24 protein-coding genes are annotated in these 26,597 nt (G+C 66.2%); 10 read left to right on the top strand and 14 right to left on the bottom strand.

Annotated elements, in window-relative coordinates; all coding sequences use genetic code 11:
• The first annotated feature begins 6 nt into the window (after positions 1–6).
• The gene (locus tag GGQ64_RS20430) at positions 7–1,014 is read left to right on the top strand and encodes an Ldh family oxidoreductase (RefSeq protein ID WP_183807187.1); all 1,008 of its coding nucleotides are present in this window, start codon (positions 7–9) and stop codon (positions 1,012–1,014) included.
• A gap of 13 nt (positions 1,015–1,027) precedes the next feature.
• Positions 1,028–1,939: a sugar kinase gene (locus GGQ64_RS20425; RefSeq protein WP_183807186.1), complete on the top strand. Its 912-nt coding sequence runs from the start codon at positions 1,028–1,030 to the stop codon at positions 1,937–1,939.
• A gap of 38 nt (positions 1,940–1,977) precedes the next feature.
• On the opposite strand, the gene GGQ64_RS20420 is transcribed toward GGQ64_RS20425, so the two are convergent.
• The 4 genes from GGQ64_RS20420 to GGQ64_RS20405 form a co-directional block, all read right to left on the bottom strand.
• A complete protein-coding gene (locus GGQ64_RS20420) occupies positions 1,978–2,757 on the bottom strand; it encodes a nucleoside/nucleotide kinase family protein (RefSeq protein ID WP_183807185.1) in 780 nt (259 codons plus the stop codon).
• Positions 2,758–3,005: 248 nt separating this feature from the next.
• Positions 3,006–4,436, bottom strand: coding sequence for a ribosome biogenesis GTPase Der (gene der, locus GGQ64_RS20415; protein WP_183807184.1), 1,431 nt, complete (start codon positions 4,434–4,436; stop codon positions 3,006–3,008).
• A gap of 41 nt (positions 4,437–4,477) precedes the next feature.
• Positions 4,478–5,149, bottom strand: a complete 672-nt coding sequence (locus tag GGQ64_RS20410) for a tetratricopeptide repeat protein (RefSeq protein ID WP_183807183.1) — start codon at positions 5,147–5,149, stop codon at positions 4,478–4,480.
• Between the two features lie 119 nt (positions 5,150–5,268).
• On the bottom strand, positions 5,269–5,853 hold the full coding sequence (locus GGQ64_RS20405; protein ID WP_183807182.1) for an NnrU family protein: 585 nt from the start codon (positions 5,851–5,853) through the stop codon (positions 5,269–5,271).
• 140 nt (positions 5,854–5,993) lie between these two features.
• Here GGQ64_RS20405 and GGQ64_RS20400 point away from each other — a divergent pair, with 140 nt between their 5' ends.
• The gene (locus GGQ64_RS20400) at positions 5,994–7,007 is read left to right on the top strand and encodes a polysaccharide deacetylase family protein (protein ID WP_183807181.1); all 1,014 of its coding nucleotides are present in this window, start codon (positions 5,994–5,996) and stop codon (positions 7,005–7,007) included.
• A gap of 16 nt (positions 7,008–7,023) precedes the next feature.
• On the opposite strand, the gene sbmA is transcribed toward GGQ64_RS20400, so the two are convergent.
• The 4 genes from sbmA to GGQ64_RS20380 form a co-directional block, all read right to left on the bottom strand.
• Positions 7,024–8,289, bottom strand: coding sequence for a peptide antibiotic transporter SbmA (gene sbmA, locus GGQ64_RS20395; protein WP_183807180.1), 1,266 nt, complete (start codon positions 8,287–8,289; stop codon positions 7,024–7,026).
• A gap of 95 nt (positions 8,290–8,384) precedes the next feature.
• Positions 8,385–9,578 carry a YbfB/YjiJ family MFS transporter gene (locus GGQ64_RS20390; RefSeq protein ID WP_183807179.1) on the bottom strand — a complete coding sequence of 398 codons (1,194 nt, stop codon included), beginning with the start codon at positions 9,576–9,578 and terminating at the stop codon, positions 8,385–8,387.
• Positions 9,579–9,672: 94 nt separating this feature from the next.
• A complete protein-coding gene (gene map, locus GGQ64_RS20385; RefSeq protein WP_183807178.1) occupies positions 9,673–10,422 on the bottom strand; it encodes a type I methionyl aminopeptidase in 750 nt (249 codons plus the stop codon).
• A gap of 54 nt (positions 10,423–10,476) precedes the next feature.
• Positions 10,477–11,523, bottom strand: a complete 1,047-nt coding sequence (locus GGQ64_RS20380; protein ID WP_183807177.1) for an LLM class flavin-dependent oxidoreductase — start codon at positions 11,521–11,523, stop codon at positions 10,477–10,479.
• Between the two features lie 280 nt (positions 11,524–11,803).
• On the opposite strand from GGQ64_RS20380, the gene GGQ64_RS20375 reads away from it, so the two are divergent.
• The gene (locus GGQ64_RS20375; protein ID WP_183807176.1) at positions 11,804–12,628 is read left to right on the top strand and encodes a glycosyltransferase family 2 protein; all 825 of its coding nucleotides are present in this window, start codon (positions 11,804–11,806) and stop codon (positions 12,626–12,628) included.
• Between the two features lie 27 nt (positions 12,629–12,655).
• Here GGQ64_RS20375 and GGQ64_RS20370 read toward each other — a convergent pair whose 3' ends face one another.
• From GGQ64_RS20370 to glpK, 5 genes are all read right to left on the bottom strand, one after another.
• Positions 12,656–13,075, bottom strand: coding sequence for a PIN domain-containing protein (locus GGQ64_RS20370; protein WP_183807175.1), 420 nt, complete (start codon positions 13,073–13,075; stop codon positions 12,656–12,658).
• The gene (locus tag GGQ64_RS20365) at positions 13,075–13,326 is read right to left on the bottom strand and encodes a type II toxin-antitoxin system Phd/YefM family antitoxin (protein WP_183807174.1); all 252 of its coding nucleotides are present in this window, start codon (positions 13,324–13,326) and stop codon (positions 13,075–13,077) included. The genes GGQ64_RS20370 and GGQ64_RS20365 overlap by 1 nt, the downstream gene beginning before the upstream one ends.
• Positions 13,327–13,387: 61 nt before the next feature.
• Positions 13,388–14,647, bottom strand: a complete 1,260-nt coding sequence (locus GGQ64_RS20360; protein WP_183807173.1) for a sigma-70 family RNA polymerase sigma factor — start codon at positions 14,645–14,647, stop codon at positions 13,388–13,390.
• Complete coding sequence (locus GGQ64_RS20355) at positions 14,644–15,024, bottom strand: YciI family protein (protein WP_183807172.1); 381 nt, start codon at positions 15,022–15,024, stop codon at positions 14,644–14,646. Before GGQ64_RS20355 ends, GGQ64_RS20360 begins: the two co-directional genes overlap by 4 nt.
• 246 nt (positions 15,025–15,270) lie before the next feature.
• Positions 15,271–16,764: a glycerol kinase GlpK gene (gene glpK / locus GGQ64_RS20350; RefSeq protein ID WP_183807171.1), complete on the bottom strand. Its 1,494-nt coding sequence runs from the start codon at positions 16,762–16,764 to the stop codon at positions 15,271–15,273.
• Between the two features lie 222 nt (positions 16,765–16,986).
• On the opposite strand from glpK, the gene GGQ64_RS20345 reads away from it, so the two are divergent.
• From GGQ64_RS20345 to xdhB, 3 genes are all read left to right on the top strand, one after another.
• On the top strand, positions 16,987–17,760 hold the full coding sequence (locus GGQ64_RS20345) for a 3-hydroxybutyrate dehydrogenase (protein ID WP_183807170.1): 774 nt from the start codon (positions 16,987–16,989) through the stop codon (positions 17,758–17,760).
• A 23-nt stretch (positions 17,761–17,783) separates the two neighbouring features.
• Positions 17,784–19,256 carry a xanthine dehydrogenase small subunit gene (gene xdhA, locus GGQ64_RS20340; protein WP_183807169.1) on the top strand — a complete coding sequence of 491 codons (1,473 nt, stop codon included), beginning with the start codon at positions 17,784–17,786 and terminating at the stop codon, positions 19,254–19,256.
• A gap of 637 nt (positions 19,257–19,893) precedes the next feature.
• Positions 19,894–22,230 (top strand): xanthine dehydrogenase molybdopterin binding subunit, encoded by a 2,337-nt coding sequence (gene xdhB / locus GGQ64_RS20335; protein WP_183807168.1) that lies wholly within the window; start codon positions 19,894–19,896, stop codon positions 22,228–22,230.
• 209 nt (positions 22,231–22,439) lie between these two features.
• On the opposite strand, the gene GGQ64_RS20330 is transcribed toward xdhB, so the two are convergent.
• Complete coding sequence (locus GGQ64_RS20330; RefSeq protein ID WP_183807167.1) at positions 22,440–22,652, bottom strand: hypothetical protein; 213 nt, start codon at positions 22,650–22,652, stop codon at positions 22,440–22,442.
• 102 nt (positions 22,653–22,754) lie between these two features.
• Here GGQ64_RS20330 and GGQ64_RS20325 point away from each other — a divergent pair, with 102 nt between their 5' ends.
• The 3 genes from GGQ64_RS20325 (at position 22,755) to guaD (ending at position 26,287) form a co-directional block, all read left to right on the top strand.
• Positions 22,755–23,651, top strand: a complete 897-nt coding sequence (locus GGQ64_RS20325; protein WP_183807166.1) for a LysR substrate-binding domain-containing protein — start codon at positions 22,755–22,757, stop codon at positions 23,649–23,651.
• 90 nt (positions 23,652–23,741) lie between these two features.
• A complete protein-coding gene (puuD, locus tag GGQ64_RS20320) occupies positions 23,742–24,983 on the top strand; it encodes a urate hydroxylase PuuD (protein ID WP_183807165.1) in 1,242 nt (413 codons plus the stop codon).
• On the top strand, positions 24,980–26,287 hold the full coding sequence (gene guaD, locus GGQ64_RS20315) for a guanine deaminase (protein WP_183807164.1): 1,308 nt from the start codon (positions 24,980–24,982) through the stop codon (positions 26,285–26,287). The genes puuD and guaD overlap by 4 nt, the downstream gene beginning before the upstream one ends.
• Positions 26,288–26,597 lie beyond the last annotated feature (310 nt).

The raw sequence follows: 26,597 nt of genomic DNA, 5'->3' as shown, positions 1-26,597 counted from the left end.
GACCGCATGGCTGATCGCACCATCTCCCTGACGCTTGCCGAGATCTCGACGCTTGCCGCCGCTGCGCTGGTGCGGGCTGGCGCCAGCGAAGCACTCGCGCGCTCGTTGGCAAGGGCGATCGTCGCCGCCGAAGCGGCCGGCAAGCCCGCACTCGGACTGGCGCACCTGCCCGACTATCTCGATGCGCTCGACTGCGGCCGCATCGACGGCCGCGCCGAACCCTTGCTCACCTCGCCGGTTCCTGCGCTGACGCGATGCGACTGCCGTGGCGGGATCGCCCAGCTCGGCTTCGACACCGCCTTCGAGGAGCTGGTGTCGAAGACCCGCATCTTCGGCCTGACGGTCTACGCCTCGCACAACAGCTTCACCACCGGCGAGCTCGGCTGGTATGTCGCCCGCCTCGCAGCGGAAGGCCTCGTCGCGTTCGCCGCCACCAACGGCCCGGCCCTGATCGCAGGCGCCGGCGGCACGAAGCCGGTCTACTGCACCAACCCGCTCGCCTTTGCCGCACCGCGCGCAAACGGCCCGCCTCTCGTCATCGACCAGGCATCGAGTGCCACGGCCTTCGTCAAGGTCCGGGAAGCGGCCGAACGCGGTGGGACCATTCCGGAGGGCTGGGCGCTCGACGCCGAGGGCCGGCCGACCACCGACCCGAACGCGGCGATCAAGGGCGCGCTTCTCGCCTTCGGCGGCGCGCGCGGCGCCAATATCGCGCTGATGGTCGAGGTGCTGGCGGCGGGGCTGACGGGCGCCAACTGGTCGCTCGACGCACCCGACTTCCAGTCGGGCGACGAGACGCCGGGCGCCGGTCTCTTCATCCTCGCGATCGCGCCCCAGTTCCTGGCCCGCGATTTCGAAACCCGGCTCGCCCGGCAGCTGGAGCGGCTTTCGGCGGACTATGGCGTCCACATCCCCGGCGAGGCGCGCGCCCGCGCCCGCCGGCGGACCGGCGGCAGCGGCGTCACCTTGCCCCTTGCCCTGTTTGACAGTATCTCCTCCTTCCGACGCAGATAGGGAGGCGAATTTCATGGCAGGCAAGCTGCTCGCGATAGGCGAATGCATGGTGGAACTGATGCAGGCGGATGGCGGCCTGATGCGCAAGAGCTTCGCCGGCGACACCTTCAACACCGCCTACTATGCCCGCCTGTACCTGCCCGCCGACTGGTCGGTCGATTATTTCACCGCCGTCGGCCGTGACAAGATCTCAGACGAGATGCTGGCCTTCATCGAGAGCAAGGGCGTCGGCATCGGCCGCATCGCGCGCATCGAGGGCCGTTCGCCGGGCCTCTACATGATCCACCTGAACGACGGCGAACGCAGCTTCTCCTACTGGCGTTCGGCCTCCGCGGCAAAGCTGCTCGCGCGCGACGCCGATCGGCTGCGCGAGGCGATCGAGGCATCGGACATCGTCGTCTTCTCGGGGATCACGCTGGCGATCCTCTCGCCCGAGGATGTCGATACGCTCCTGGCGGAACTCCGCCGCGCCAGGGCCGCCGGCAAGCTCGTGGCCCTCGACCCCAATATCCGCGCCCGCCTTTGGGACAGCCCCGAGCGCATGCGCGAGACGATCAGCGAAGGTGCGCGGGCCGCCTCGCTGGTGATGCCGAGCTTCGACGACGAGGCCACCCATTTCGGCGACGCCTCGGTCGCAGCGACGATCGCCCGCTACCGCGCGCTCGGCGTCGCCGATATCGTCGTCAAGGACGGCGCGGACGGCGCCACCCTCGCCTTTGGCGGCGCGACCACGCACGTCCCCTCAGCGCGCGTAGATGCCATCGTAGATACCACGAGTGCCGGCGACAGCTTCAACGGCAGTTTCCTCGCCCGCTACATCGTCACCGGCGACGCTCCCGAAGCCGCCCGCTTCGCCGCCGACATCGCCGCTGCCGTCATCCAGCATCATGGAGCGCTGGTGGCGCGGGAGAAGCTGCCTAGCTGACCTTGAATGCGACTCATTGAAATGTCTTAGTAACTAAATCAGTCTTCTCCAAAGACAACCCGTCTTTGTACATCGGCTGCCTGGCTCGCAAAATCGACACTATAGAAAATTGAACTCGATATCAGAAGTGCGTCAACAAGAGAGACGATATTGTCTTTGGCATAGGCGCAACCAGTTGAAACTACTAAATCAGCCAACTTGTTCACCTCATCAATCGTCTTTTCGTCCAATCTGTGGAATGACGGATAGATCTGGTCGCATATTTTCCCGCCTTCCTTTATCAATTCATGGTCTAGATCAAAAAAATACGTTGCTCTCGCTCGTGTCTCCGATCGCGCTCCACCATGCTTCTCTCCCCACCTGGAAAACAAGCCTGCAGCCCAAGTATTGACTGGAACCAAACCGCGCACGCCGTCGAGTGCTTCAACTTTGTATACGATTGAGTAGACACGGTTTCCGCTGAGAGGTGACGTCAATGCAAAGGAATAGCTTTGGCGGATACCCTGCGCACTACTCTCATGCGATATGGAAAGCGTTTGCAAATATGGAGTTTTCGCTTTCGCGGACAGAGAAGGATCATTTCGATTATTTGTGGCGCGTTTGCGCTCCGAACGAGCCCACGTAGGATAGCGCGATTGGATCACCTTCTCGAGCTCGCCAACGGACATACCAAAGGCAAAAAGCGAACTAGGCATTAAATCAGCCAAGCCAAGCTCTTGCGAGCCTGCCTCCGTGAAATTGGGGGTTCGCGAACTGGAAAACGCCTGAAGGAATGATGCGAGGAAAACCAGTACGGCAAGAACTGCAGCCCTAGGCACCGTAACTCTCCCGGTCAATACGGACGCGGCAGCGATAGTAGAAACATCTCAAGAGAGCAACCTTAACGATCTCCCATTTCCTGCAAAAGCGCCGGCAAAGGAAGCCGATTACAAGTCAGGTCAGACCGTTCCACTTGAGCGAAGCCATACGGAGTAACAATCCACGACCACCGATGGTGCAGCGAGCACGCTAGCACCATCTCCCCGCGTTGGGTCGCTCTAGTCCGTGTGCTGCACGCCCAGCAGCCTCAGCGCCGCTTCTTCTTCGGCTCGAACGGGTTTTCCGACGCCTTGAAGTGGATGCGGATCGGTACGCCCGGCAGGTCGAAGTCGTTGCGCAGGCCGTTCGTCAGGTAGCGGACGTAGGACTCCGGCAGCGCCTCCGGGCGCGTGCACGAGATCATGAAGCCCGGCGGACGGGCCTTCACCTGGGTCATGTACTTCAGCTTCAGCCTTCGACCGGAGACGGCCGGAGGCGGATGCTGGATCTGCTGTGCCTCCAGCCAGCGGTTCAGCTTGGCGGTCGAGACGCGGCGGTTCCAGACGCGGTCGGTATCGATGATCGACTGCATCAGCTTGTCGAGTCCGCGGCCGGTCTGGCCGGAGATCGGCACGGCGCGGATGCCGCGCGCCTGCGGCAGCAGCCGCTCGGTCTTCTCGCGCAGTTCGGCCAGCACCGCCTGCTGATCCTCGATCAGGTCCCATTTGTTGAAGGCGAGCACCGCCGCCCTGCCTTCGCGCAGGACGAGGTCGACGAGTTGCAGGTCCTGCTTCTCGAACGGGATGGTCGCGTCGAAGACGATGACGACCGTCTCGGCGAAGCGGATCGCGCGCAGGCCGTCGGCGACCGAAAGCTTCTCCAGCTTCTCCTGCACCCTCGCCTTGCGGCGCATGCCGGCGGTGTCGAACATCTTGATGGTGCGGCCGCGCCATTCCCAATCCACCGAGATGCTGTCGCGCGTGATACCGGCCTCCGGGCCGGTCAGGAGCCGGTCCTCGCCGAGGAAGCGGTTGATCAGCGTCGACTTGCCGGCGTTGGGTCGGCCGATGATCGCCACCCGCAGCGGCTTGGTCTCGTCATAGGCCGGCTCTTCCTCTTCCGCCTCGCCCTCGGCGTCGGGTGCGGCCTGCGGCACGTCCACGTTGGTAACGGCTTCGTCCTCCTTCGGCGGGAAGGCGCGCTCCTCGCCGAGCGCGGCGACAATGGCGTCGCGCAGGTCGATCATGCCCTGGCCGTGCTCGGCCGAAATCGGCGTCGGATCGCCGAGACCGAGCGTGAAGGCATCGTAGAAGCCGGCGTCGGAATCGCGTGCCTCGGACTTGTTGGCGACGAGAACCACCGGCTTGCCGTGGCGGCGCAGCATCTCGGCCAGCGCCTGGTCCACCGGCGTCAGGCCAAACTTGGCGTCGACGACGAAGAGCGACAGGTCAGCCTCGTCGATTGCCGCTTCGGTCTGCGCGCGCATGCGGCCCTGCAGCGTCTCGGGGGCGGCCTCCTCGAGACCGGCGGTATCGACGACGCGGAAGCGCAGGTCCACCAGCTTCGCCTCGCCCGGTCGGCGGTCGCGGGTCACGCCCGGCGTGTCGTCGACGAGCGCGAGCTTCTTGCCCACCAGCCGGTTGAACAGCGTGGACTTGCCGACATTGGGGCGCCCGACGATGGCGACGGTGAAGCTCATGGGACGTTCCGTTCCGGTTTGAGCCGCGCGAAGGCGCGGCGTCAGGAGGCCTTGCCGCTGGCGGCGATCAGGTCGAGCAGCATCTGGGCACGGTTGGAGAGGTTGCGCGGCGCCTCGGCATCGTTGACGACCTGCTCGAGCCATTCCTTGGCGCGGGCGAAGTCGCCGGCCTTGTAGGCCGAAAGACCCAGCACCTCGCGCGCCGAATGGCGCATCGGGCTCGACGCGTTCGTCAATTGCTCGGCCTCGGCTGCGACCTGCTCGTAGGTGCCCGTGTCGACCAGCAGATAGGCAGCGCGCAGGCGGGCGGCATCGCGGATGGCCTGCGGCACCGAACCGTCATTGGCGATCGCGGAGAACGCCGTGACCGCGCCGGCGGCATCGCCGCCCTCCGCCAGGAGCGAGGCGGAGCGCATGCGAGCCAATACCGGATAGGCGCCGAAGCCTTCCTGCTCGAGCGCAGCCAGTTGCTTCTGGCCCTCGTCCTTGTCGCCCTCGCGGATCTGCGTCAGCGCGGAGAGGAACTTGTCGCCGGCAGCCGATGCCTCGCGCTCGCGCCAGTATTCGTAGCCGACCTTGCCGATCGTGCCGAGGACGAAGAGAACCGCGACAGCGATGAGAACCCGGCCGAAGCGCCGCCAGAAGGCGCGCACCTGGTCGGAGCGAAGCTCCTCGTTGACTTCGCGGATAAAGCTGTCGTCCTGGTTTGCCATTATCGGTTCCGGCTTTCACTCGTGAATTTGTTTTTCGCGCTTCTACCCGATTTTTGGCGCGTTGTAAGGGGGCAGCGCGATTTCGCGCCGCCCTCGCCGATCCAAAGCGAAAAAACCGGTCAGGCCAACGGCGCGACGCCGATCAGGAGTTCGTGCAGTTTCAGCACGATTGCCGCGTAGAGCGCCACGCCGACAACGATGGCGATCACGTCATAGCGAGCGGAAACGAAGACCGGCAGCTTCGTCTGCCCGGATGCGATCCGCTTCTTCAGCGAGATGCGAAGGACGACCGCCCAGGCGAGGATCGCCAGGAACAGCACCACCGAATAGCTCTCGCCGTTGGCGAGCAGGTGCGCGAGCGCCCAGATCTTGATGGCCACCAGCAGCGGGAATTTCAGCTTCGTGCGGATGTATCCCGCCGGCAGGAAGCCTGCGACCAGACAGATCGAGGCGATCAGCATCAGCGTCAGCGCGATGTGCGCCGTGAATGCCGGCGGATGGTAGAGCATGGTCCCGGCGTTCTGGCGCGCGTCGGCGAAGCCATAGACCATCATCGCCGCGCTCAGGAGCGAAACGATGCCATGGATCGCCATGAAGGCCGGCTTGCCGAGGCGGTCGATTGCGGCGGCACGAAGGCCCGGCGCAAACGGGCGAACGAGATGCGTGGCGATGAAGAGTACGATGCCCGCAACGAGTAAAGTCATGGAATTCCGCCTTTCGTCATGGAAATGCGATCTGAGACCGTCACGCTGGGATAACGCCGCCTTCGGCCAAATTCCAGTGCGATCATGGCTTCGCCGCATTCACAACCGATGAAGGCCCGTTGCAAATTGTCGCGGTGCCCATGTTTCGATCAAGTCTTTCGACCGTCCTTGCCCTTTCCTTTGCCAGTTTTCCGGCCCTCGCGCAGTCGCCGCGGGACCTGGCGGAAAACGCGCCCGAGCAGCTGGTCGTCGTCTCCTTCGACGGTGCCCACGACAACCGGCTGTGGACACAGAGCCGCGAAATGGCGAAACGCACCGGCGCGCATTTTACCTATTTCCTCTCCTGCACCTTCCTGATGACGAAGGAGAACCGCAAGAGCTACCAGGCCCCGCACCACCAGCGCGGCAGGTCGAACGTCGGCTTCGCACCGGACAACAAGGACGTCATCACCCGGCTCGAGCACATCTGGCAGGCCCGCGCCGAGGGGCACGACATCGGCAGCCATGCCTGCGGCCATTTCGATGGTTCGAAGTGGAGCACCGACGAGTGGAAGCAGGAGTTCGACTTCTTCCGCAACACGCTGCGCGACGCCTGGCAGAACGCCGGCGTGCCCGAGCGCGAGCCGGTGGAATGGCGAAATTTCGCCGAAAAGGACATCATAGGTTTCCGCGCGCCCTATCTCGCCGCCGGATCCCCCCTGAACGCGGCGCTGCGCGATTTCGGCTTCCGCTACGACGCGAGCCAGGTTTCCAAGGGACCGGCACTGCCGACCGAGAGCGACGGCCTCGTGCACTTTTCCCTGCCGCTGATCCCCGAGGGTCCCTCCGCCAAGCCGGTGATCGGCATGGACTACAATCTGTTCGTCCGCCACTCGCTCGGGATCGAGGACAAGAAGCGCAGTGCGGCCTTCGAGGAACGGGCGCTCTCCGCCTTCCGCGCCGCGTTCGAAAAACAATACTCCGGCGACCGGATCCCGCTCCAGCTCGGCTTTCATTTCGTCGAGATGAACGGTGGCGCCTACTGGCGCGCGCTCGATCGCTTCCTCACGGAAGTCTGCCCCAGGCCCGGCGTCGCCTGCGTCAGCCAGCGCGAGGCGATGGACCTCCTGGCCAAACGGACGAAGGCGGCCAAGGCCGCCTCCGAAACGCTCTGACGCTGCCAGTACCGTCTTACTGCGCCATCTCCTCGACCCCGCCGGCGGCGATGAACTCTTCGTCGATCGACGGCAGCGGCCTGTCGTCCATCGCCGCCTCGAAGGCCCGCAGGCGCTTGTAGATCGAGATCAGCTCGATGACGGTCGGCCAGGAGTTGACGAGGTACTGGAACGAATTGGTCACCTGCGAGAACGCGCCCTGGATCTGCTGCATCAGGCCGAAGGTGATCGTGGCGCCGACGACCGACGGCAACAGCAGGAACAGCGAGAATATGACGTCGGTCTGCAGGTAGAAATAGCGGGCGACGTTGAAATACATGTAGTGGAAATAGAGCCGGAAATAGTTCTTCCGGACATTGTCGAACAGCTCGACGACCGTCGGCGGCTGGGCGCGGTCGGCATGGTCCTCGCCATAGACGAGTTCCTTGCGGTAGGCCGCCTCGACGCGCTGGTTGCGGAACTCCAGCCCCGGCAGCTTGACGCCGACGACGGCGAGCAGCACCGTTCCGAAGATCGACCAGAAGATCGCCGCCGTCACCAGCGGATAGGGAATGGCGCCGACGATCGGCAGTTCCGTGATGGTGGCCGAAAGCGCGTGCAATACCGGCAGGAAGGCGATCAGCGTCATGAAGCTATCGACCAGCCGGATGCCGAGACCTTCCACGGTGCTGGCAAAGCGCATCGTATCTTCCTGGATACGCTGCGAGGCACCCTCGATATGGCGCACCTTCGGCCAGACCGAGGTATAGAAGTTGTTCATCGCGTTGCGCCAGCGGAAGACGTAGTGGCTGGTGAAGAAGGCGATCAGGACGCCGGTGACGATCGAAATCGTGGCGAGCTGGAAGAAGATCAGGACGTAGCCGTACAGTTCGTCATAGCTGACCGTATTCGGCGCCTTCAGCGCCTCGATGATCCGGTCATAGGTCGGGCGGCGCCAGTTGTTGACCGCTACGCTGATGTCGACGGAAAAATAGACCGTGAACAGCAGGAAGGCCGAACCCCAGACGGACCAGAGCCGCCACGGCTGGTCGGTCGCACGCACCTGCCAGAAGCCGCAGAAGATCACGATCGAGGCGATGAAATACAGATAGAACCAGATCGAGGCGGTGGTGAAGAAGTGGCCGATGCCGATCGGCACCTCCTGCCCAGGCGCCAACGGCGGCAGGCCCAGCGAAGCGCCGAGGCTCTCGCCGAAACTGTACCAGAACGCAACGACCACGAACGTCCAGATCAGGGCGGACAGGAAGAACTTTTTCGGTTCGGGAAAGAAGGAATGAAACAAGGCGATCGTCTCTCGTTGCGGGAACGGTTGCTCCGCTCCGGTTCGCGCGGAAACTAAAGCAGTTTCCGCACAGCAACAATCGCCGGGGCCGTGGATTACCGAGATTTAATCAAGTCGTGATCGCGGGCGGCAAGTGTTGCAAGCGCTGCGATCGCCAGCACGGCGGCCGCAAGCAGGCTCGGCAGGCCGTAGCCGCCCGACAGGCCGGCGAGCCAGCCGGCGGCGAGCGGCCCGATGATCTGGCCGACGCCGAAGGCCGCCGTCATCATGGCAAGCGACCGGCGCGGGCTCTCCGGCGCCATGGTGCGACCGAGCTGGAGGCCATAGGCGGTGACCACCATGAAGGTCGCCCCCAGCAGGAAGCCACCGACGAGAACGGATGCCGGCGCCGGCAGCACGACCGTCGCCGCAACACCGAGCGCCTCGAGCACGAGCGCCGCACGATAGACCCCGAGGGTGCCGAGACGTCGGTCGAGCGCCTTCCAGACAAAGAGCGACAGCGCCGCCGTCAGGCCGGTGAGGAACCAGGTGAGGCCCTCGAGCAGGTGGCCACCGCCGCCCTCGCGGGCCATCGCGACGATGAAGGTGGCGGTGACGACGTAGCCGATGCCGAACAGCCCGTAGCTCAGCGTGAGCGCCACGAGCGGCCGTCTCCAGACAAGCTGCGGCTCGGGCCGGACCGGGCCGCCCCTGCCGCCGCGCGGCAGGAAGGGTCCGATCGCAGCAAAGGCGAGCGCGGCAAAGGCGGCCGCGACGAACCAGTCCAGCCGCCAGCCCGGCACTCCGGCAGGATGGAGCGAGGCAAGCCCCAGCACGAGCAGGGACGACAACGCGATCCCCGCGCCGACGCCGGAAAAATAGATGACGGGGACGCGCCGATCGCCCGCCGCAAGCCCGTGCGAAAGGACGATGGCGGAGGTGAAGACCATGCCGAGCGCACTGGCGAGCCCGGCGAGGAAACGGATGACGATGAAGGCGGGGATGGTGCCGGCAAAGCCCATGGCCGCAAGCAGCACCGCATTCGCCGCCAGCGCAGCCAATGCCAGCGAGCGCTCGCGTCCGGCCGCCCAGCCATAGGCCGCCAGGACGGCGCCTGCGAGATAGCCGGCGAAATTGGCAGCGGCGATCAGGCCGCTCTGCGCCGGATCAAGGTGCAGGTCCGCCATCATCGCCGGCAGGACGGGCGTATAGAAGAACCGGCCGAACCCCATCAGGGACGCGAGCGCCAGCCCGCCCGCGATCGCCACGAGGACCGGATGGGGATGGAACGGTTTGGAGACATGCAGCATGCCGCCGTCCTATTGCAGCGCAGCATGTGGCGTCAAACGACTAAAACTGATCGATCGACGATAATTTCTGAAGGCCGACGATGCGCCCCTGGCCTCAGCCCGGCAGCGTCAGGATCAGCGGCCCGTTTCTCGTCGCCACCACGGTATGCTCGAACTGGACGGTCGGTGCACGCGGGTCGCTGTAGAGCGTCCAGTCGTCGTCGCCGTTCTCCGCCCAGTTGGCACCGAGCGACAGGAACGGTTCGACGGTGAAGACGAGGCCCTCGCTCATCAGCCGCTTCTCGCGCGGATCCGGCCAGGTGGCAATCTCCGACGGTTCCTCGTGCAGCGAGCGCCCGACCCCGTGGCTGGCGAGGTTGGTGATCAATGTATAGCGGTTCTTGCGCGCAAACGTGCCGATGGCGTTGCCGATCGCCGACAGCGGCCTGCCGGCCTTGACCTCCTTCAGCCCCACCCACATCGCCCGCTTGCCGTCGCGGCAGAGCCGGTCCACGTTCGCAGCGACGCGGCCGACCGTGAACGAAGCGCCGGTATCGGCGAAATAGCCGCCGAGTTCGGCGGAGACGTCGATGTTGACGAGGTCGCCCTCGGCGATGACGCGATCGCCGGGGATGCCGTGCGCGACTTCCTCGTTGACGCTGATGCAGGTGGCACCGGGAAACTCGTAGCAGCTTTCGGGTGCCGAGCGGGCACCGGCCTCCTCCAGCATCCGCCGGCCGATCAGGTCCAGTTCCACAGTCGTCATGCCCGGGCGGATGGCCGCGCCCATGTGCTGCAGGACGTTGCCGCAGAGGCGGCCGATCGCCTGCATGCCGCGCAGGTCTTCGTCGTTGTTGAGGGTCATCGTATCTCGCTTTCGGCGCGCTCCATACCACGGAGGAGCCGCGGGGGCCATGCCTCAGGCGCGCGGCGTCTCCGCCGCAAGCGCCTCGCGCACCAGCGGCGCGACCTTCGTGCCGTAGAGTTCGATGCCGCGCATGATCTGCTCGTGCGGCATCAGGCCGATCGCCATCTGCAGCACGAAACGGTCGTTGCGGAAGAGCCGGTGATGGGCGACGATCTTGGCTGCGACCGTTTCCGGATCGCCGAGGAACAGGTGTCCTTCCGGCCCGGTCGCGAGGTCGAACTGCGCCCGGCTCGTCGGCCCCCAGCCGCGCTCGGCGCCGATCCGGTTCATCACTGCGGTCTGCGGCCCGAAGAACCGGTCCGCCGCCGCCTCGAACGTGTCGGCGATGAAGCCGTGCACGTTGATGCTGGTCTTCAGCTTTGCGAGGTCCTGCCCGGCGCGGCCTGCGGCCTCGCGATAGAGATCGAACAGCGGCGCATAGCGCGCAGGCGTGCCGCCGATGATCGCCAGCGCCAGCGGCAGGCCATGGGCCGCAGCCCGCACCACCGATTGCGGCGTGCCGCCGACGGCGATCCAGATCGGCAGCCGGCCATGGACCGGTCGCGGATAGATGCCGAGCCCCGGGATCGGCGACCGCGTCTCTCCGCTCCAGGAAACCTTCTCGCTTTCGTTGATCGCCAGCAGCAGGTCGAGCTTCTCCTCGAACAGCTTGTCGTAGTCCTCCAGGTCGTAGCCGAACAGCGGGAAGGATTCGATGAAGGAGCCGCGGCCGGCCATGATCTCCGCGCGCCCGTTCGAGATCAGGTCGAGCGTCGCATACTGCTGGAAGACGCGCACAGGGTCGTCGGAGGAAAGCACGGTCACCGAACTGGAAAGCCGGATGGTCTTCGTCCTCGCCGCCGCCGCCGCGAGGATGACCGCCGGGGCGGAGGCTGCGTAGTCCGGACGGTGGTGCTCGCCGATCCCGAACACGTCGAGACCGACCCGGTCGGCAAGCTCGATCTCCTCGAGAAGCTCGCGCACGCGCCGCTCCCCTTCCATGCCGCGGTCGGCAGCATTGGGATCGACATCGGCAAAGGTGTGAAGGCCAAGTTCCATGAGCGTGTTTTTCCGGATGTTCGGTCGTTGCGGACGATAGGGGGACGCAGCGCGCCTGCAAAGGCCGGAAATGGAAACAGAGCGTTCCGCAGGCCCTGCACCGACGTAATTCGGTCAACACCGACCCTCCCGCCCTGGGTTCCTCCCCGAGCGCGCGCCCGCCGGGACCGATGTCCGCCGCTACCGGCAGTCCCTTGACCATCCGTGATCGGTCATGGCAAGGGTCTGGCCGACGTCGCCGCGCCTTTGTCGGCCCTCTCTTTCGTTCCGGGACAATTCGTTGCGCATCATCTCGCTATCCACGATTCCGCCGCGCTTTGCTACCCTCGGCCCGACGCTGGAAAGCCTCGTCGCCCAGAAGGCCGAGATCGATGAAGTGCGCCTCCATATCCCCCTGCGCTACCGCCGCTTTCCCGACTATGACGGCGCGCTGCCGCAGGTCCCGGATGGCGTGAGGATCGTGCGTCCGGACACAGACCTCGGCCCGGCCTCGAAGGTCCTGTTCACGGCGAGGGAGCTTCGCGGCAAGCCGGCGCAGATCCTCTTTTGCGACGACGACAAGGTGTTCGCCCCCACCTGGGCCGGCGATCTCCTCGCCGTCCAGGCGACCCGACCCAGCGAATGCGTGGCCCTGAACGGCAAGGCCGTCCCGTCCCATCGCGGCAAGCCGGGCCCCTTCCAGCCGAAGGCGGTGCGAACCGGCAAGCTCGACCTGCCGCTGCGCGCGCGGCGGCTGGCCCACAGGGTCCGCACGGCCGTGCTGCGCCAGGACGCGCCGCGCCCGATGCGCCGCCCGATCGCCCGGTCCGGCTATGTCGACATCCTCCAGGGGCTCGGCGGCGTCGTCGTGCGCCCCGATTTCTTCGACGACACCGCCTACGACATCCCCGATGCCGTATGGACGGTCGACGACGTCTGGCTCTCCGGCCTGCTGGCGTGGAAGGGTATCCCGATCTGGCTGCCCGCCGGCATCGAGGAACCGGTGACGACCGGCGCCCACGACATCGATTCCCTTTACCGCTCGACGATCGAGGGCATCACCCGCAAGGACGCGAACCGCGCCTCGGTCGCCTACATGCAGGAGCGCTTCGGCATCTGGAAGTAGGCCATCCGGGCTTGGCTGGGCACGGGTTCAGAACGCCCAAGGATCGAGCAGTTCGAGGTCCATGCCGGCAAAGTCGCGCAGGTTCCGTGTCACCAGAACGAAATTGCTTGCCGCCGCGGTCGCTCCGATCAATCCGTCGCGAAAAGGCCGTGGGTCGGGCACGGAAAACCGCGCGCAGTGGAGTGCGACCAGATGGTCCACCGCAAGGATACGGCCGTCGAAGGCAGGCAGGACGGCCTCGTTCAGCCATCGGCGCAGGGCCGCGCCCTGCCGGGCGTCCCGCCGTTCCTTCTGCAGCACGCCGAGTTCCAGTTCGAGGATCGAAATGGCAGAGAGATAGAGCTGTGCCGGCGCCACCGTCTCCGACCAGCGCAGGACGGCCGGATCGGCGCGTCCCGCCGCCTTCTTGCGCAGTTCGGATACGACATTGGTATCGAGCAGATACATCAGTCGAATTCCGCCGGGCGCAGAGCCGCATCGCCGAGTTTCGGCGCCTCGAACTCGACATCCTCGCCGCCGGGCATGGCCAGCAGATCGGCGATGGTTCCGCTGCGACGCGCCAATCGGTTATAGTCCTCGATCGACAGCAGCACGTGCGCCGCCCGCCCCCGATCGGTGATGAAGACGGGGCCGCGTTCCGCCGCCTTCTTTGCCCGGCCTGTATCCTGGTTGAATTCCCGGCTCGTCATGCGCGCCATGCAGCACCTCCATTTGTAGGAACATTACTACAAAGGCAGGCGCAGTGCAATTCCGGCGGGCTCAGAGCGTCGTGCCGGCGGTGACGTCGCGCGCCAGCCCGTCGAGGTGCTGGCGGATATGGGCGGCTTCCGCCGGCGTCGTCGCAAGGGCGATCGCGCGCTCGAAGGCGGCATGCGCCTCGCGATTGCGGCCGAGCTGCTTCAGGAGCCCGCCCCTCAGCCCGTGGAAATAGAAATATCCCGAAAGCCGGTCTTCGAGCGGTTCGATCAGGTCGAGCGCCGCCTGTGCGCCCTGCCGCCTGGACACGGCAACGGCCCGGTTCAGCGTCACGACCGGCGACGGCTGCAGCCGTTCGAGCGACTGGTAGAGCAGGTCGATCTCCTCCCAGTCGGTCTCCTCGGAGCGTTTCGCGCGCGCATGCAGTGCGGCGATCGCCGCCTGGATCTGGTAGGGCCCCGGCGCGCGGTGGCGAAGGGCCTTGTCGATCAGCGCCAGCGCCTCGCGGATCATCCGCTGATCCCAGAGGCTGCGATCCTGATCCTCCAGGAGCACGATCCCGCCCCCGGCGTCGAACCGCGCCTTCAGTCGTGAATGCTGCAGGAGAAGCAAGGCCGTCAGCCCCATGATCTCCGGCTCGGATGGAAACAGCCGCAGAAGCAGCCGGCAAAGCCGGATCGCCTCCTCGCAGAAGGGGGTGCCGGCGCGCTGGTTCCCGCCGGCGGAATAGCCTTCGTTGAAGACGAGGTAGATCATCGCCGCGACGGCGCCGAGCCGGGCCGCGCGGGCCGAAGCATCCGGCGCCTCGAACGGCAGGCCGGCAGCCGCGATCCTCGCCTTGGCACGGGTGATGCGCTGTTCCATCGCCGCCTCCGAGACGAGGAAGGCGCGAGCGATCTGGTGGACCGAAAGCCCGGAGACGATGCGCAGCGCCAGCGCGATCTGCTGCGTCGCCGGCAGTTCGGGATGGCAGCAGACGAACAGAAGCCGCAGGATGTCGTCGCGGTAATGCGATCCGTCCAGCCGCTCGGCGAGGTCGCCCTCGACGTCCTCCAGGTCGGACAGCGTCTCCTCCGGCGGCAGCGGCTCCTGCCGCGCCCGCTTGCGCAGGCTGTCGATGCCGCTGTTGCGGCCGACGAAGATCAGCCAGGCGACCGGGTCGCGCGGCGGCCCCTTGTCCGGCCAGGTGCGCACGGCCCTGAGGCACGCTTCCTGAAAGGCTTCCTCCGCGAGGTCGAGGTCGCGGAAGTAGCGCAACAGCGCCCCCATCGCCTGCGGGCGGGCGGAGGAAAGCGCGAGGTCGATCCAGGAGAGTTCGCTCACAACGGGTCCAGTGCTCCACCGGGTTTGAAGACGCGCAGCGGCCGGATCTCGTAGGCGCCGACACCGGGGTTGGCGACCGCCAGTTCCTTGGCGAAGGCGATTGCCTCGTCGAGCGTCTCCATGTCGATGACGAAGAAGCCGAGGAACTGTTCCTTGGTTTCGGCGAAGGGACCGTCGACGACGAAGCTTTCGCCCGGCGCCTTCCTCAGCGTGGTCGCCGCCGTCGTCGGCATCAGCCGCGCCACCGGCCCGAGCCGACCGGCGGCCGCATGTTTGCGCTCCACCGCGGCAAGGTCGGACATCACCTTGTCCTCCTCCTCCTTGCTCCAGGCAGCGACCGCATCCTCGGAATTGTAGCAGAGAACGGCATACAGCATCGGTTCCTCCCATCGTTGCAATGACGTAGGAGTAGCGCCGATCCCGACACGGCGCATGAAAAATTCGTAAATTGTTTCAATTTGGCCGACTGCGGCCCGCCCGCCGCGCCTTGCCAAGCTGTCGCTCGGCCAGACAGGTGCCGCGGGTCTTCTCCCCCCTTGTGGGGGAGATGGCCGGCAGGCCAGAGGGGTTTCGCACAGGGCGATTGCCCTGACGTCACGTTCCGCCGCAGGTCGCGCCGCCCCCTACCCCGCGCTCAGCGTCCGCCGCACCGCGTCCTTCCAGCCTGCGACCTTTTCGGCGCGGGTCTCCTCGTCCATCTGCGGCTCGAAGCGGCGGTCGCGCGCCCAGGAGCTGGCGATGCCGTCGCGGTCGGGCCAGACGCCGGCGCGATGGCCGGCGAGCCAGGCAGCACCCAGCGCCGTGGTCTCCAGGATCGTCGGCCGGTCGACCGGCGCGTCGAGGATGTCGGCGAGCCGCTGCATGGTCCAGTCCGAGACGACCATGCCGCCGTCGACGCGCAGCACCGTGTCGCGCGCGCCGTTGGCCCAGTCCCCGCGCATGGCGTCGAGAAGGTCGCGGGTCTGGAAGCAGACCGCCTCCAGCGCGGCGCGCGCAAACTCCGCCGGACCCGTGCCCCGCGTCATGCCGTAGATCGCCGCGCGCGCATCCGGATCCCAGTGCGGCGCGCCGAGCCCGGTGAAGGCGGGCACCAGGTAGACGTGCTGCGTCGGGTCCGCCTTTTGCGCCAGCGCGCTCGCTTCCGATGCCGCCCCGATGATCTTCAGACCGTCGCGCAGCCACTGCACGGCCGCACCGGCGATGAAGATCGAGCCCTCCAGCGCATAGGTCGTCTCGCCGTCCAGGCGGTAGGCGATCGTGGTCAGCAGCCGGCTCTTCGAGCGCACCATGTCCGAACCGGTGTTCAGGAGCGCAAAGCAGCCGGTGCCGTAGGTCGATTTCATCATCCCCGGCTCGAAACAAGCCTGGCCGATGGTCGCCGCCTGCTGGTCGCCGGCAACGCCGAGGATCGGCACCTCGGCGCCGAGGTGCTCGCGCATGGTGACGCCGAAATCGGCCGCACAATCGAAGACCTCGGGCAGCATTGCCCTCGGAACGTTCAGGATCGAAAGCAGTTCGTCGTCCCAGCCGTTGGCGGCGATGTCGTACATCAGCGTCCGGCTCGCATTGGTCGCATCGGTGGCGAACGAACGTCCGCCGGTCAGCCGCCAGATCAGGAACGTGTCGATCGTGCCGAAGCAGAGCTCGCCGCGTTCGGCGCGCGCGCGGGCGCCGTCGACATTGTCGAGCAGCCAGGCGAGCTTGGTGCCGGAGAAATAGGGATCGAGCAACAGGCCGGTCTTGCCGGTGAAGAGCTCCTCCAGTCCCTGCCGCTTCAGTTCCTCGCAGCGGTCCGCCGTCCGCCGGTCCTGCCAGACGATGGCGTTGTGGATCGGCCGGCCGCTCTCGCGGTCCCAGACGACGACGGTCTCGCGCTGGTTGGTGATGCCGATGCCCGAAAGTTCCGATGCGTCGATGCCCGCCTGCTCGAGCGCGACGCGGGCCGACCAGATCACGCTTTCCCAGATCTCCTCCGGGTTATGCTCGACCCAGCCCGAACGGGGAAAGACCTGCGGGAACTCGCGCTGGCCGACGCCCGCCACCCGCTGGCCATCATCGAAGACGATCGCCCGGCTCGAGGTCGTGCCCTGGTCGATTGCGAGTATGAAGCCTCCCATGAAACCCTCCGTCCTGTTCGACCGCTCCCAACGGCCTTCGGAATCTTCAATACGACATGAAAACGAATGTCAAAAGAAAATAAACCGCAACCTGCAGCGCACAAAGTCTGCGCTGCACCGCTCCAAAAGCCGATTGCAACGGCCGGTCTCTTGCGCGTAGGCTGGCTGCAAAGCGGCGCGCCGGAGGCTCTGCTCGCCGCGAGAATATGGGAGAAGTGCGAGATGAAGACAGCCGTCGTCACCGGCTCCACCAGCGGTATCGGCCTTGCGATCGCCACGGCCTTCGCCGGGACCGGCGCCAATGTCGTGATTAACGGACTCGGCGGCGCGGCCGAGGTGGAGGAGATCACGCACCGGCTTTCCGGCCTCGGCGGCGGCAAGGTGGTCTATCATCCCGCCGACATGACGAGGCCCGCCGAGATCGCCGACCTGATCGCGACCGCAGCCGCCGAATTCGGCAGCGTCGACATCCTCGTCAACAATGCCGGCATCCAGCATGTCGAGAAGATCGAGGACTTCCCGGTCGAGAAGTGGGACCAGATCATCGCCATCAACCTGTCGAGCTCATTCCACACGATCCGCGCCGCGATCCCCGCGATGAAGGCGAAGGGCTGGGGCCGCATCATCAACGTCGCCTCCGCCCACGGCCTCGTCGCCTCGCCCTTCAAGTCGGCCTATGTGGCGGCGAAACATGGTATCATGGGCCTGACCAAGGCTGTGGCGCTGGAAGTCGCCGACCAGGGCATCACCGTCAACGCCATCTGCCCGGGCTACGTGCTGACGCCGCTGGTGGAGAAGCAGATCCCCGACACGGCGCGCGCCCGCGGCATCACCGAGGCGCAGGTGAAGTCGGACGTCATGCTGAAATTCCAGCCGACCAAGGAATTCGTCAGCGTCGAGGAAGTGGCCGAGACGGCGATCTTCCTCGCCGGCGATGCCGCCCGCTCCATCACCGGCACGCACATCTCCATCGACGGCGGCTGGACCGCGCAATAGCAGGCCGAGGCAAGAGAAGGCGCATGCAGCAGACCGACCGCATCCGTTTCATCCTGAACGACGAGGACATCGCCCTCGACGACGTCCCGGCAACCGGCACGCTGCTCGATTGGCTGCGCCTGCGCCGGCGGCTGACCGGCACCAAGGAGGGCTGCGCCGAGGGCGACTGCGGCGCCTGCACGGTGCTCGTCGGCCGGCTCCTGGGCGGCGACCTCGTCTACGAGAGCGTGAACGCCTGCATCCGCCTGCTCGGCTCCATGAACGCCACCCACGTCGTCACCGTCGAGCACCTGGCCGGCGTCGATGGTGCACTGCATCCGGTGCAGCAGGCGCTGGTCGACCATCACGGCTCGCAATGCGGCTTCTGCACGCCGGGCTTCGTCATGTCGCTCTACGGATTGTGGCTGTCCAGCGACCGGCCGGGCCGGCCCGAGATCGAAAAGGCGCTGCAGGGCAATCTCTGTCGCTGCACGGGCTACGAGCCGATCGTGGCCGCAGCCGAAGCCCTGACCGCAAGCCGGCCGAGCACGGTGTTCGACCCGATAGAGCGCACGCGCACCGCGGTGAAGGAGAAGTTGGCCACACTGTCGCCGCGCGAGACGATCCGTCTCGGCGCGACTGGAAACCGTGTGGTCGTTCCGGCCTCCGTCGAAGCGCTGGCCGACGTGCTGGCGGCCGAGCCGAAGGCGACCGTCGTCGCGGGCTCCACCGATGTCGGGCTCTGGGTGACCAAGCAGATGCGCGAACTCGACCCCGTCGTCTTCATCAATCACCTGGGCGAACTGCAGGCGATCACGCGCACCGCGGAGGGCCTGACGATCGGCGCCGGCGTCACCTACACGCAGGCCTGCGAAGCCCTTTGCGGCCTCGTGCCCGGCCTGCGCCTGCTGATCGAGCGCATCGGCGGCGCACAGGTGCGCAACATGGGCACGATCGGCGGCAACATCGCCAACGGCTCGCCGATTGGCGACACCCCGCCGCCGCTGATCGCACTCGGCGCACGCCTGACCTTGCGCTCGACCGCCGGCCGCCGTGAACTGCCGCTTGAAGAGTACTTCATCGCCTATGGCAAGCAGGATCGGGAGCCCGGCGAGTTCGTCGAAAGCCTGTTCGTGCCCGCCCCGGCGGCGGACGACCGCTTCGCCGTCTACAAGATTTCCAAGCGCCGCGACGAGGACATCTCGGCGCTGTGCGGCGCCTTCCGCCTGTCGCTGGATGCCGCAGGCCTCGTCACCGACGCCCGCATCTGCTTCGGCGGCATGGCCGCCACGCCCAAACGCGCAAGCCATGCCGAGGCGGCACTCATGGGCCGGCCGTGGACGGAAGCGACCGCCCAGGCGGCGGCTGCGGAACTGGAAAAGGACTACGCCCCCCTCACCGATTGGCGCGCCACCGCCGCCTACCGGATGCTGGCGGCGAAGAACCTGCTGACGCGGTTCTACCTGGAAACGACGGGCGAGACGGCGCAACTGCGGCGGTTCGGGGAGGTGGCGTGATGGGTGAGCAAACCACTCCAACGACCGCAATCGCCCCCCGGCACGGCAAGCAACCGTCACGGCCGGCCGGTCGCTTGCGCCTCGCTTCGGTGGTGCGGACCTCGCTCCCCGCCACACGCCACGCGCCGCCCCTCTCCCCGCAAGCGGGGAGAGGGGGACGGAAACCTTGCGGCACGCTCCCTTCTCCCCGCTTGCGGGGAGAAGGTGCCGGCAGACGGATGAGGAGCGAACCTGTCGCCTGCTCTACGCACGCCGCACCGTCGCCCCCCCTCATCGCCTCGCTGCGCTCAGCACTTCTCCCCGCTGGGGAGAAGAGGGTGGTTGCGGGAACCTTCACCTCCCGGATGGACCGTGAATCCTGCCTTGCATCCGCAGCACCGGTGAAGCGGAGGCCCCGCATCGCCCCGATCTCCCTCTTCTCCCCACCGGGGAGAAGGTGGCGCGCAGCGCCGGATGAGGGGGCCACATGGAACAACGATCCCGTACAGCACTTCACCTCCCCCTTGAGGGGGGAGGTCGCGCGGTACGCGCGGGTGGGGGTGAACCAACGTTACCGACTGCGTATCACCCCACCCCGGAGCTTCGCTCCGACCCTCCCCCTCAAGGGGAGGGTGTTGGCGTGCCTGGAGGCCTGAGCATGGACAAGTCCGCCTTCGAGGAACGCAAGACGATTTCGGCGCCGATGCACGCGCCGCTGCGGCATGACAGCGCCCACAAGCATGTCGCCGGCAGTGCCGACTACATCGACGACATGCCTGAGCCCGAGGGCACATTGCACGCCGCACTCGGCATGAGCGACCGCGCGCATGCCGAGATAATCTCGATCGACCTTTCCGCCGTCCGCACGGCCCCCGGCGTCGTCTGGGTGATGACCGGCGCCGACGTGCCGGGCTCAAACGACATCAGCCCGACCGGCCGGAACGACGAGCCTGTGCTCGCCGAAGGCCGTGTCGAGTTCCACGGCCAGCCGGTCTTCGCCGTGATCGCGACCACCCGCGAGGCGGCACGAAAGGCGGCGCGTCTGGCCAAGATCGAATACCGCGACCTGCCACACTTCACCGACGTGACCGACACGCTGGCAAACGGTGCGGCACTCGTCACCGACCCGCTGACGCTGTCGCGCGGCGATGCCGGTGCGGCGCTTGCCGCCTCGCCTCGCCGCATCAGCGGCGAGATGCGCGTCGGCGGGCAGGACCATTTCTATCTGGAAGGCCACATCGCGCTCGCCATCCCCGGCGAGGACGACGATGTCACCGTCTGGTCCTCCACCCAGCATCCGAGCGAGGTGCAGCACATGGTCAGCCATGCGCTCGGCATTCCCTCCAATGCGGTCACCGTGCAGGTGCGTCGCATGGGCGGCGGCTTCGGCGGCAAGGAGACGCAGTCCAACCAGTTCGCCGCGATCGCCGCGATCGCCGCCAAGAGGCTGAAGCGCGCTGTCAAGTTCCGCCCCGACCGCGACGAGGACATGACTGCGACCGGCAAGCGCCACGATTTCCTCGTCTCCTACGATGCCGGCTTCGACGACGATGGCCGCATCCAGGCAGTCAGCGCCAACTACGCCGCCCGTTGCGGTTTCTCCTCCGACCTCTCCGGCCCGGTGACCGACCGCGCCCTGTTCCACGCCGACAACGCCTATTTCTATCCGCATGTGCGGCTGACCTCCCAGCCGCTGAAGACGCACACCGTCTCCAACACCGCCTTCCGCGGCTTCGGCGGCCCGCAGGGCATGGTCGGCGGCGAGCGGATCATCGAGGAGATCGCCTATGCGCTCGGCAAGGATCCGCTGGAGATCCGTAAAACGAATTTCTATGGCGAGCCCGGTTCGGACCGGGTGCTGACGCCCTATCACCAGCCGGTCGAAGACAACATCGTCGCCCGCATCGTCGACGAACTGGAACGCTCGTCCGATTATCAGGCGCGGCGCAAGGCGATCCTCGACTTCAATGCGAATAGCCGGGTGATCCGCAAGGGCATCGCGTTGACGCCGGTGAAGTTCGGCATCTCGTTCACCGCCACCTGGTACAATCAGGCCGGCGCCTTGGTGCATGTCTACCAGGACGGCTCGATCCACCTGAACCATGGCGGCACCGAGATGGGCCAGGGCCTGTTCACCAAGGTGGCGCAGGTGCTGGCGGACGCCTTCCAGGTCGACATCGCGAGCGTGAAGATCACGGCGACGACGACGGCGAAGGTGCCCAACACGTCCGCCACCGCCGCCTCCTCCGGCTCCGACCTGAACGGCATGGCGGCCTATGACGCGGCCAGGCAGATCAAGGAACGGCTGGTCGCCTTCGCGGCGGAAAAGTGGGCCGTCGCGCCGGAAGACATCGCCTTCGTGCCGCATCACGTCCGCATCGGGCAGACACTGGTCCCGTTTGCCGATTTCATCAGGCAGGCCTACATGGCCCGCGTCCAGCTTTCGGCGGCCGGCTTCTACAAGACGCCGAAGATCCACTGGGACCGGGCGAAGGGCATGGGCTCGCCATTCTACTATTTCGCCTATGGCGCCGCCGTCTCCGAGGTGTCGATCGACACGCTGACCGGCGAATACCAGGTCGACCGCGTCGACATCCTCCACGACGTCGGCCGCTCGCTGAACCCGGCGATCGACAAGGGCCAGGTCGAGGGCGCCTTCGTCCAGGGCATGGGCTGGCTGACGACGGAGGAACTGTGGTGGGACGATAAGGGGCGGCTGCGCACGCACGCGCCCTCCACCTACAAGATCCCGCTCGCCTCCGACCGCCCGAAGATCTTCAACGTCCGCCTTGCCGAATGGTCGGAAAACGCCGAGCCCACCATCGGCCGCTCCAAGGCCGTCGGCGAGCCGCCGTTCATGCTGGCGATCTCGGTGCTGGAGGCGCTCTCGATGGCGGCGGCCAGCGTCGCCGGATACAAACATTGCCCGCGGCTGGATGCCCCGGCGACGCCGGAGCGGGTGCTGATGGCGGTGGAGCGGTTGCGGGGGATGTGAGGGGCAGGCGGCTGCGCTCGGGACGGATGATCCGCGCAAGACATCACCGCGACCTCCCTCTTCTCCCCACCGGGGAGAAGTGCCGAGCGAAAGCGAGGCGATGAGGGGGTCCTTACCGCAAACGCTGCGCGCGCCGCCTCCCCCTCATCCGGCCCTTCGGGCCACCTTCTCCCCGCTGGGGAGAAGAGGGAGGGTGGCGCCACCAACCTTCACCGCCCTTCGTCGCAATAGCGGTCGCGGCCGTCGAGGAACCCGAGATCGCGCTTCAGATGGTCCGGCAGGTCGTCGATGTCGAGCCGCGGCACGCGGGTGCTGAGCGATGGCAGGAGCGCCTCGACGATCGTGCGTACCCACCAGTCGAACGGGGCGGGAAGCGGTTGGCGAATGGTGTATTCGTCTCGGGCGAGTTCGGGGCAGGCCATAATGACACCTCATGGCGATTGTTGAACTTGCTTGCATCCTGCGCCCCGAAGTGCTGCAATTCCAATCGAACATCCGTCTGTACGCATCAAGAGAGCTTATCCGTGAAGATGGCCCGCCAGTTCCCCCTGAATGCGATGCGCGTGTTCGACGCGGTCGCTCGCCAGGGCAGCTTCACCCGCGCGGGCGAGGAACTGGGGATGACCCAGACCGCGGTCAGCTACCAGATCAAGCTGCTCGAGGACCTGCTCGGCGAGCCGCTGTTTTTGCGTCGCCCGCGCCAGATCGTGCTGACCGAGATCGGCCAGCGGCTCGCGCCGAAGGTGGCCGAAGCGTTTGCGATCCTCTCCGACGCCTTCGCCTCGGTCCTCGAGGACGCCGAGGGCACGCTGGTGATCTCCTCGACCTACTCGATGGCGTCCAGATGGCTGGCGCCGCGCCTCGGCTCTTTTCACCTGCAGAACCCGACGGTCGCCGTGCGTCTCTTGACGGAGCAGCGTCTGGTCGACTTTTCCCGCGAGGCCGTCGACGTCGCGATCCGCTATGGCGACGGCCTATGGCCAGGGCTCGCCTGCCACCGGATGATGGGACTGACGGTCACGCCGATGCTGAGCCCCAGCCTCGCCGAAAGCGTCGGCGGCATCGAGAAACCGGAGGACCTGCTCAAGCTGCCGATCTTCGACCCGACCGATCCCTGGTGGGCGCTGTGGTTCGCCGAGGCCGGCATGCCCGGCATCGATCTCGGCGACCGGCCGCACACCTATCTCGGCACACAGACGCTGGAGGCGGACACGGTGATGGGCGGCCATGGCGTCGCGATGCTCAGCCCGGAATTCTACGCCGACGAGATCGCGCGCGGCCGGCTCTACCGGCCCTTCGATCTTGCCTGCAGCGATGGCAAGGCCCACTGGCTGGTCTACCCGGAAAGCCGGCGCAACGTCCCCAAGATCAGACTGTTCCGTGCCTGGCTGCACACGCAGCTGCCGGACCTCCCCGACTGACGCGTGATCGGTGGGAAGCGGTGTGGCTCCCCTTCCCTCGCCCGGATTTTTTTCGCAATGTGCAGTGCGGACGAACAAGAGGGGCATCGCATGTATGAATACGCCGTCGCGTGGGAATGGATCGCCTTGGCGGTGCGCTGGCTGCATGTCGTCACGGCGATCGCCTGGATCGGCTCGTCCTTCTATTTCATCGCCCTCGATCTCGGCCTGGTGAACCGGCCGCATTTGCCGCCCGGCGCTTATGGCGAGGAGTGGCAGGTCCATGGTGGCGGCTTCTACCACATCCAGAAATACCTGGTCGCACCGGCGACCATGCCGGAACACCTGACCTGGTTCAAATGGGAGAGCTACGCCACCTGGCTCTCCGGTTTCGCCATGCTCTGTCTGGTCTATTACGGCGGCGCCGAACTGTTCCTGATCGACCGGCAGGTGCTCGACGTGTCTGCTTTGACGGCGATCGCCATTTCGCTCGCCTCGCTGGCGCTCGGCTGGATCCTCTACGACCTGCTCTGCAAGTCGCCGCTGGGAAGGAATACCTGGGGCCTGATGATCCTGCTCTATATCCTGCTGGTCGCCATGGCTTGGGGCTACACACAGGTCTTCACCGGCCGCGCCGCCTTCCTGCATCTCGGCGCGTTCACCGCCACCATCATGTCGGCCAACGTCTTTTTCATCATCATTCCCAACCAGAAGATCGTCGTCGCCGACCTGATCGCCGGGCGCACGCCGGATCCCAGATACGGCGTCATCGCCAAACAGCGCTCGCTGCACAACAACTACCTGACGCTGCCCGTCATCTTCTTCATGCTGTCGAACCACTACCCGCTGGCCTTCGCCACCGCGTTCAACTGGATCATCGCCGCCCTCGTCTTCCTGATGGGCGTCACCATCCGCCACTGGTTCAACACCACCCACGCCAGGAAGGGTCGCCCGACCTGGACCTGGCTCGCCACCACGATCCTGTTCATCCTGATCATCTGGCTCTCGACCGTGCCGAAGGTGCTGACCGGCGAGACGGCCGGAGCCGCGCCCGCGCCGGTGTTTCAGAAATTCGCTTCCGACGCGCATTTCCCCGCCGTCCGCGACGTCGTCTCCAGCCGCTGCTCGATGTGCCACGCCGCCGAGCCCGTCTGGGAAGGGCTGCACGCAGCGCCCAGGGACGTGGTGCTCGATAGCGACGCGGCGATCGCAAGGCACGCGCGCGAAATCTATTTGCAGGCCGCTCGCAGCCATGCCATGCCTCCCGGAAATCTCACCGGCGTGACACCGGACGAGCGGCAACTGCTGACCGCCTGGTATGAAAGCGCGGTTTCGCAAGGAGACGCACGATGACGGCAACGCTCTTGCGCGGACGCCTGCTCGGCTTCGTCCGCCGCCCGGAAGGCATCGACGACAGGGACGCCTATCGCTACGAGGACGACGGCGGCCTGCTGATCGAAAACGGCCGCATCGTTGCCGTCGGAACCTATGCGGAGGTGCGCGCCGCAACCCCGGCGGATGCGGACGAGATTGACCACCGGCCGTGCCTGATCATGCCGGGCTTCATCGACACCCACGTGCATTTCCCGCAGATGCAGGTGATCGGCGCCTATGCCGCAAACCTGCTGGAATGGCTGAACACCCACACCTTTCCCGAGGAATGCCGCTTCGTCGAGCCGGAGCATTCGGCGCGCATCGCCCGCCATTTCTACGACGAGATGCTCCGCCACGGCACGACGACCGCGGTCGCCTATTGCTCGGTGCACAAGGCCTCGGCCGACGCCTATTTCGCCGAGGCGCTGAAGCGCGGCATGTGCATGATCGGCGGCAAGGTGATGATGGATCGCAACGCGCCGCAAGGGCTGCTCGACACGCCGCAGATGGGATACGACGAGACCCGCGCGGTGATCGAGGAATGGCACGGCAAGGGGCGCAACCACGTCGCCATCACGCCCCGCTTCGCCATCACCTCGACGCCGGCGCAGATGGAGATGACGGCAGCACTCGCCCGCGAGTTCCCCGACCTGCACGTCCAGACGCACTTGTCGGAGAACGACGAGGAGATCCGCTTCACCGCCGAGCTCTACCCCGACGCGATCGACTACACCGACGTCTACGCCCGCTACGGGCTGCTGGGGCCAAAGAGCCTGTTCGGCCACTGCATCCATCTTTCCGAGCGCGAGGCGGATGCGATGAGCGAAGCGGGTGCTGTCGCCGTCCACTGCCCGACCTCCAACCTCTTCCTCGGCTCCGGCCTGTTTCCGCTGAAAGCCCTGTCGCGCCGGGAAAAGCCGGTGCGGATCGGCCTTGCCACCGACGTCGGCGGCGGCACCAGCTATTCCATGCTGAAGACGCTGGACGAGACCTACAAGATCCAGCAGTTGCTGGGCGAACGGCTGAACCCGTTCGAGAGCTTCTACCACATGACGCTCGGCAACGCTGAGGCCGTCTCGCTCGAAGGCCGGATCGGAACGCTGGATGCCGGCACCGACGCCGACCTCGTCGTCCTCGACGCCTCCGCCACGCCCGCGATGGCGCTCCGGATGGAGGTCGTCCGCTCGCTCGCCGACGAACTCTTCCTGCTGCAGACCCTCGGCGACGACCGCGCGGTGCGGGAAGCCTACGTGGCAGGCAAGGCGATGAAGACCGGGCTTTGAACAGTCCAGGTCGAAAGACAGTCTCTCCACCGGGGCCGGATATTTAGCCTATCCTTCTGCCGGAACGCCCGCCAATGGACATTTCTCCCTGCCGCGATGTGCCACCATCGCAGCCTGATTGAAGGAGCATGGACGTCCCTCTGGTCTCTCTGTGGGGGGATCACGGAGCGGCTGGCCGCGCAAGGAAGGCATCGAGATGAACATGATTCCCAGGATGTTGGTTTCCGCGCAGAACTGAGCCGGTTAGGCGCATAATTTCCATTGAGAATTGAGCCATGTGAACCTTCCCCCAACGCGGTGAGCGACGGGG

It is taken from the genome of Mycoplana azooxidifex (genome assembly GCF_014196765.1).
Classification (GTDB): Bacteria; Pseudomonadota; Alphaproteobacteria; order Rhizobiales; family Rhizobiaceae; genus Mycoplana; species Mycoplana azooxidifex.
Note: the sequence above shows the minus strand (reverse complement) of the source record. Positions and strands in the feature narration are given on the sequence as shown.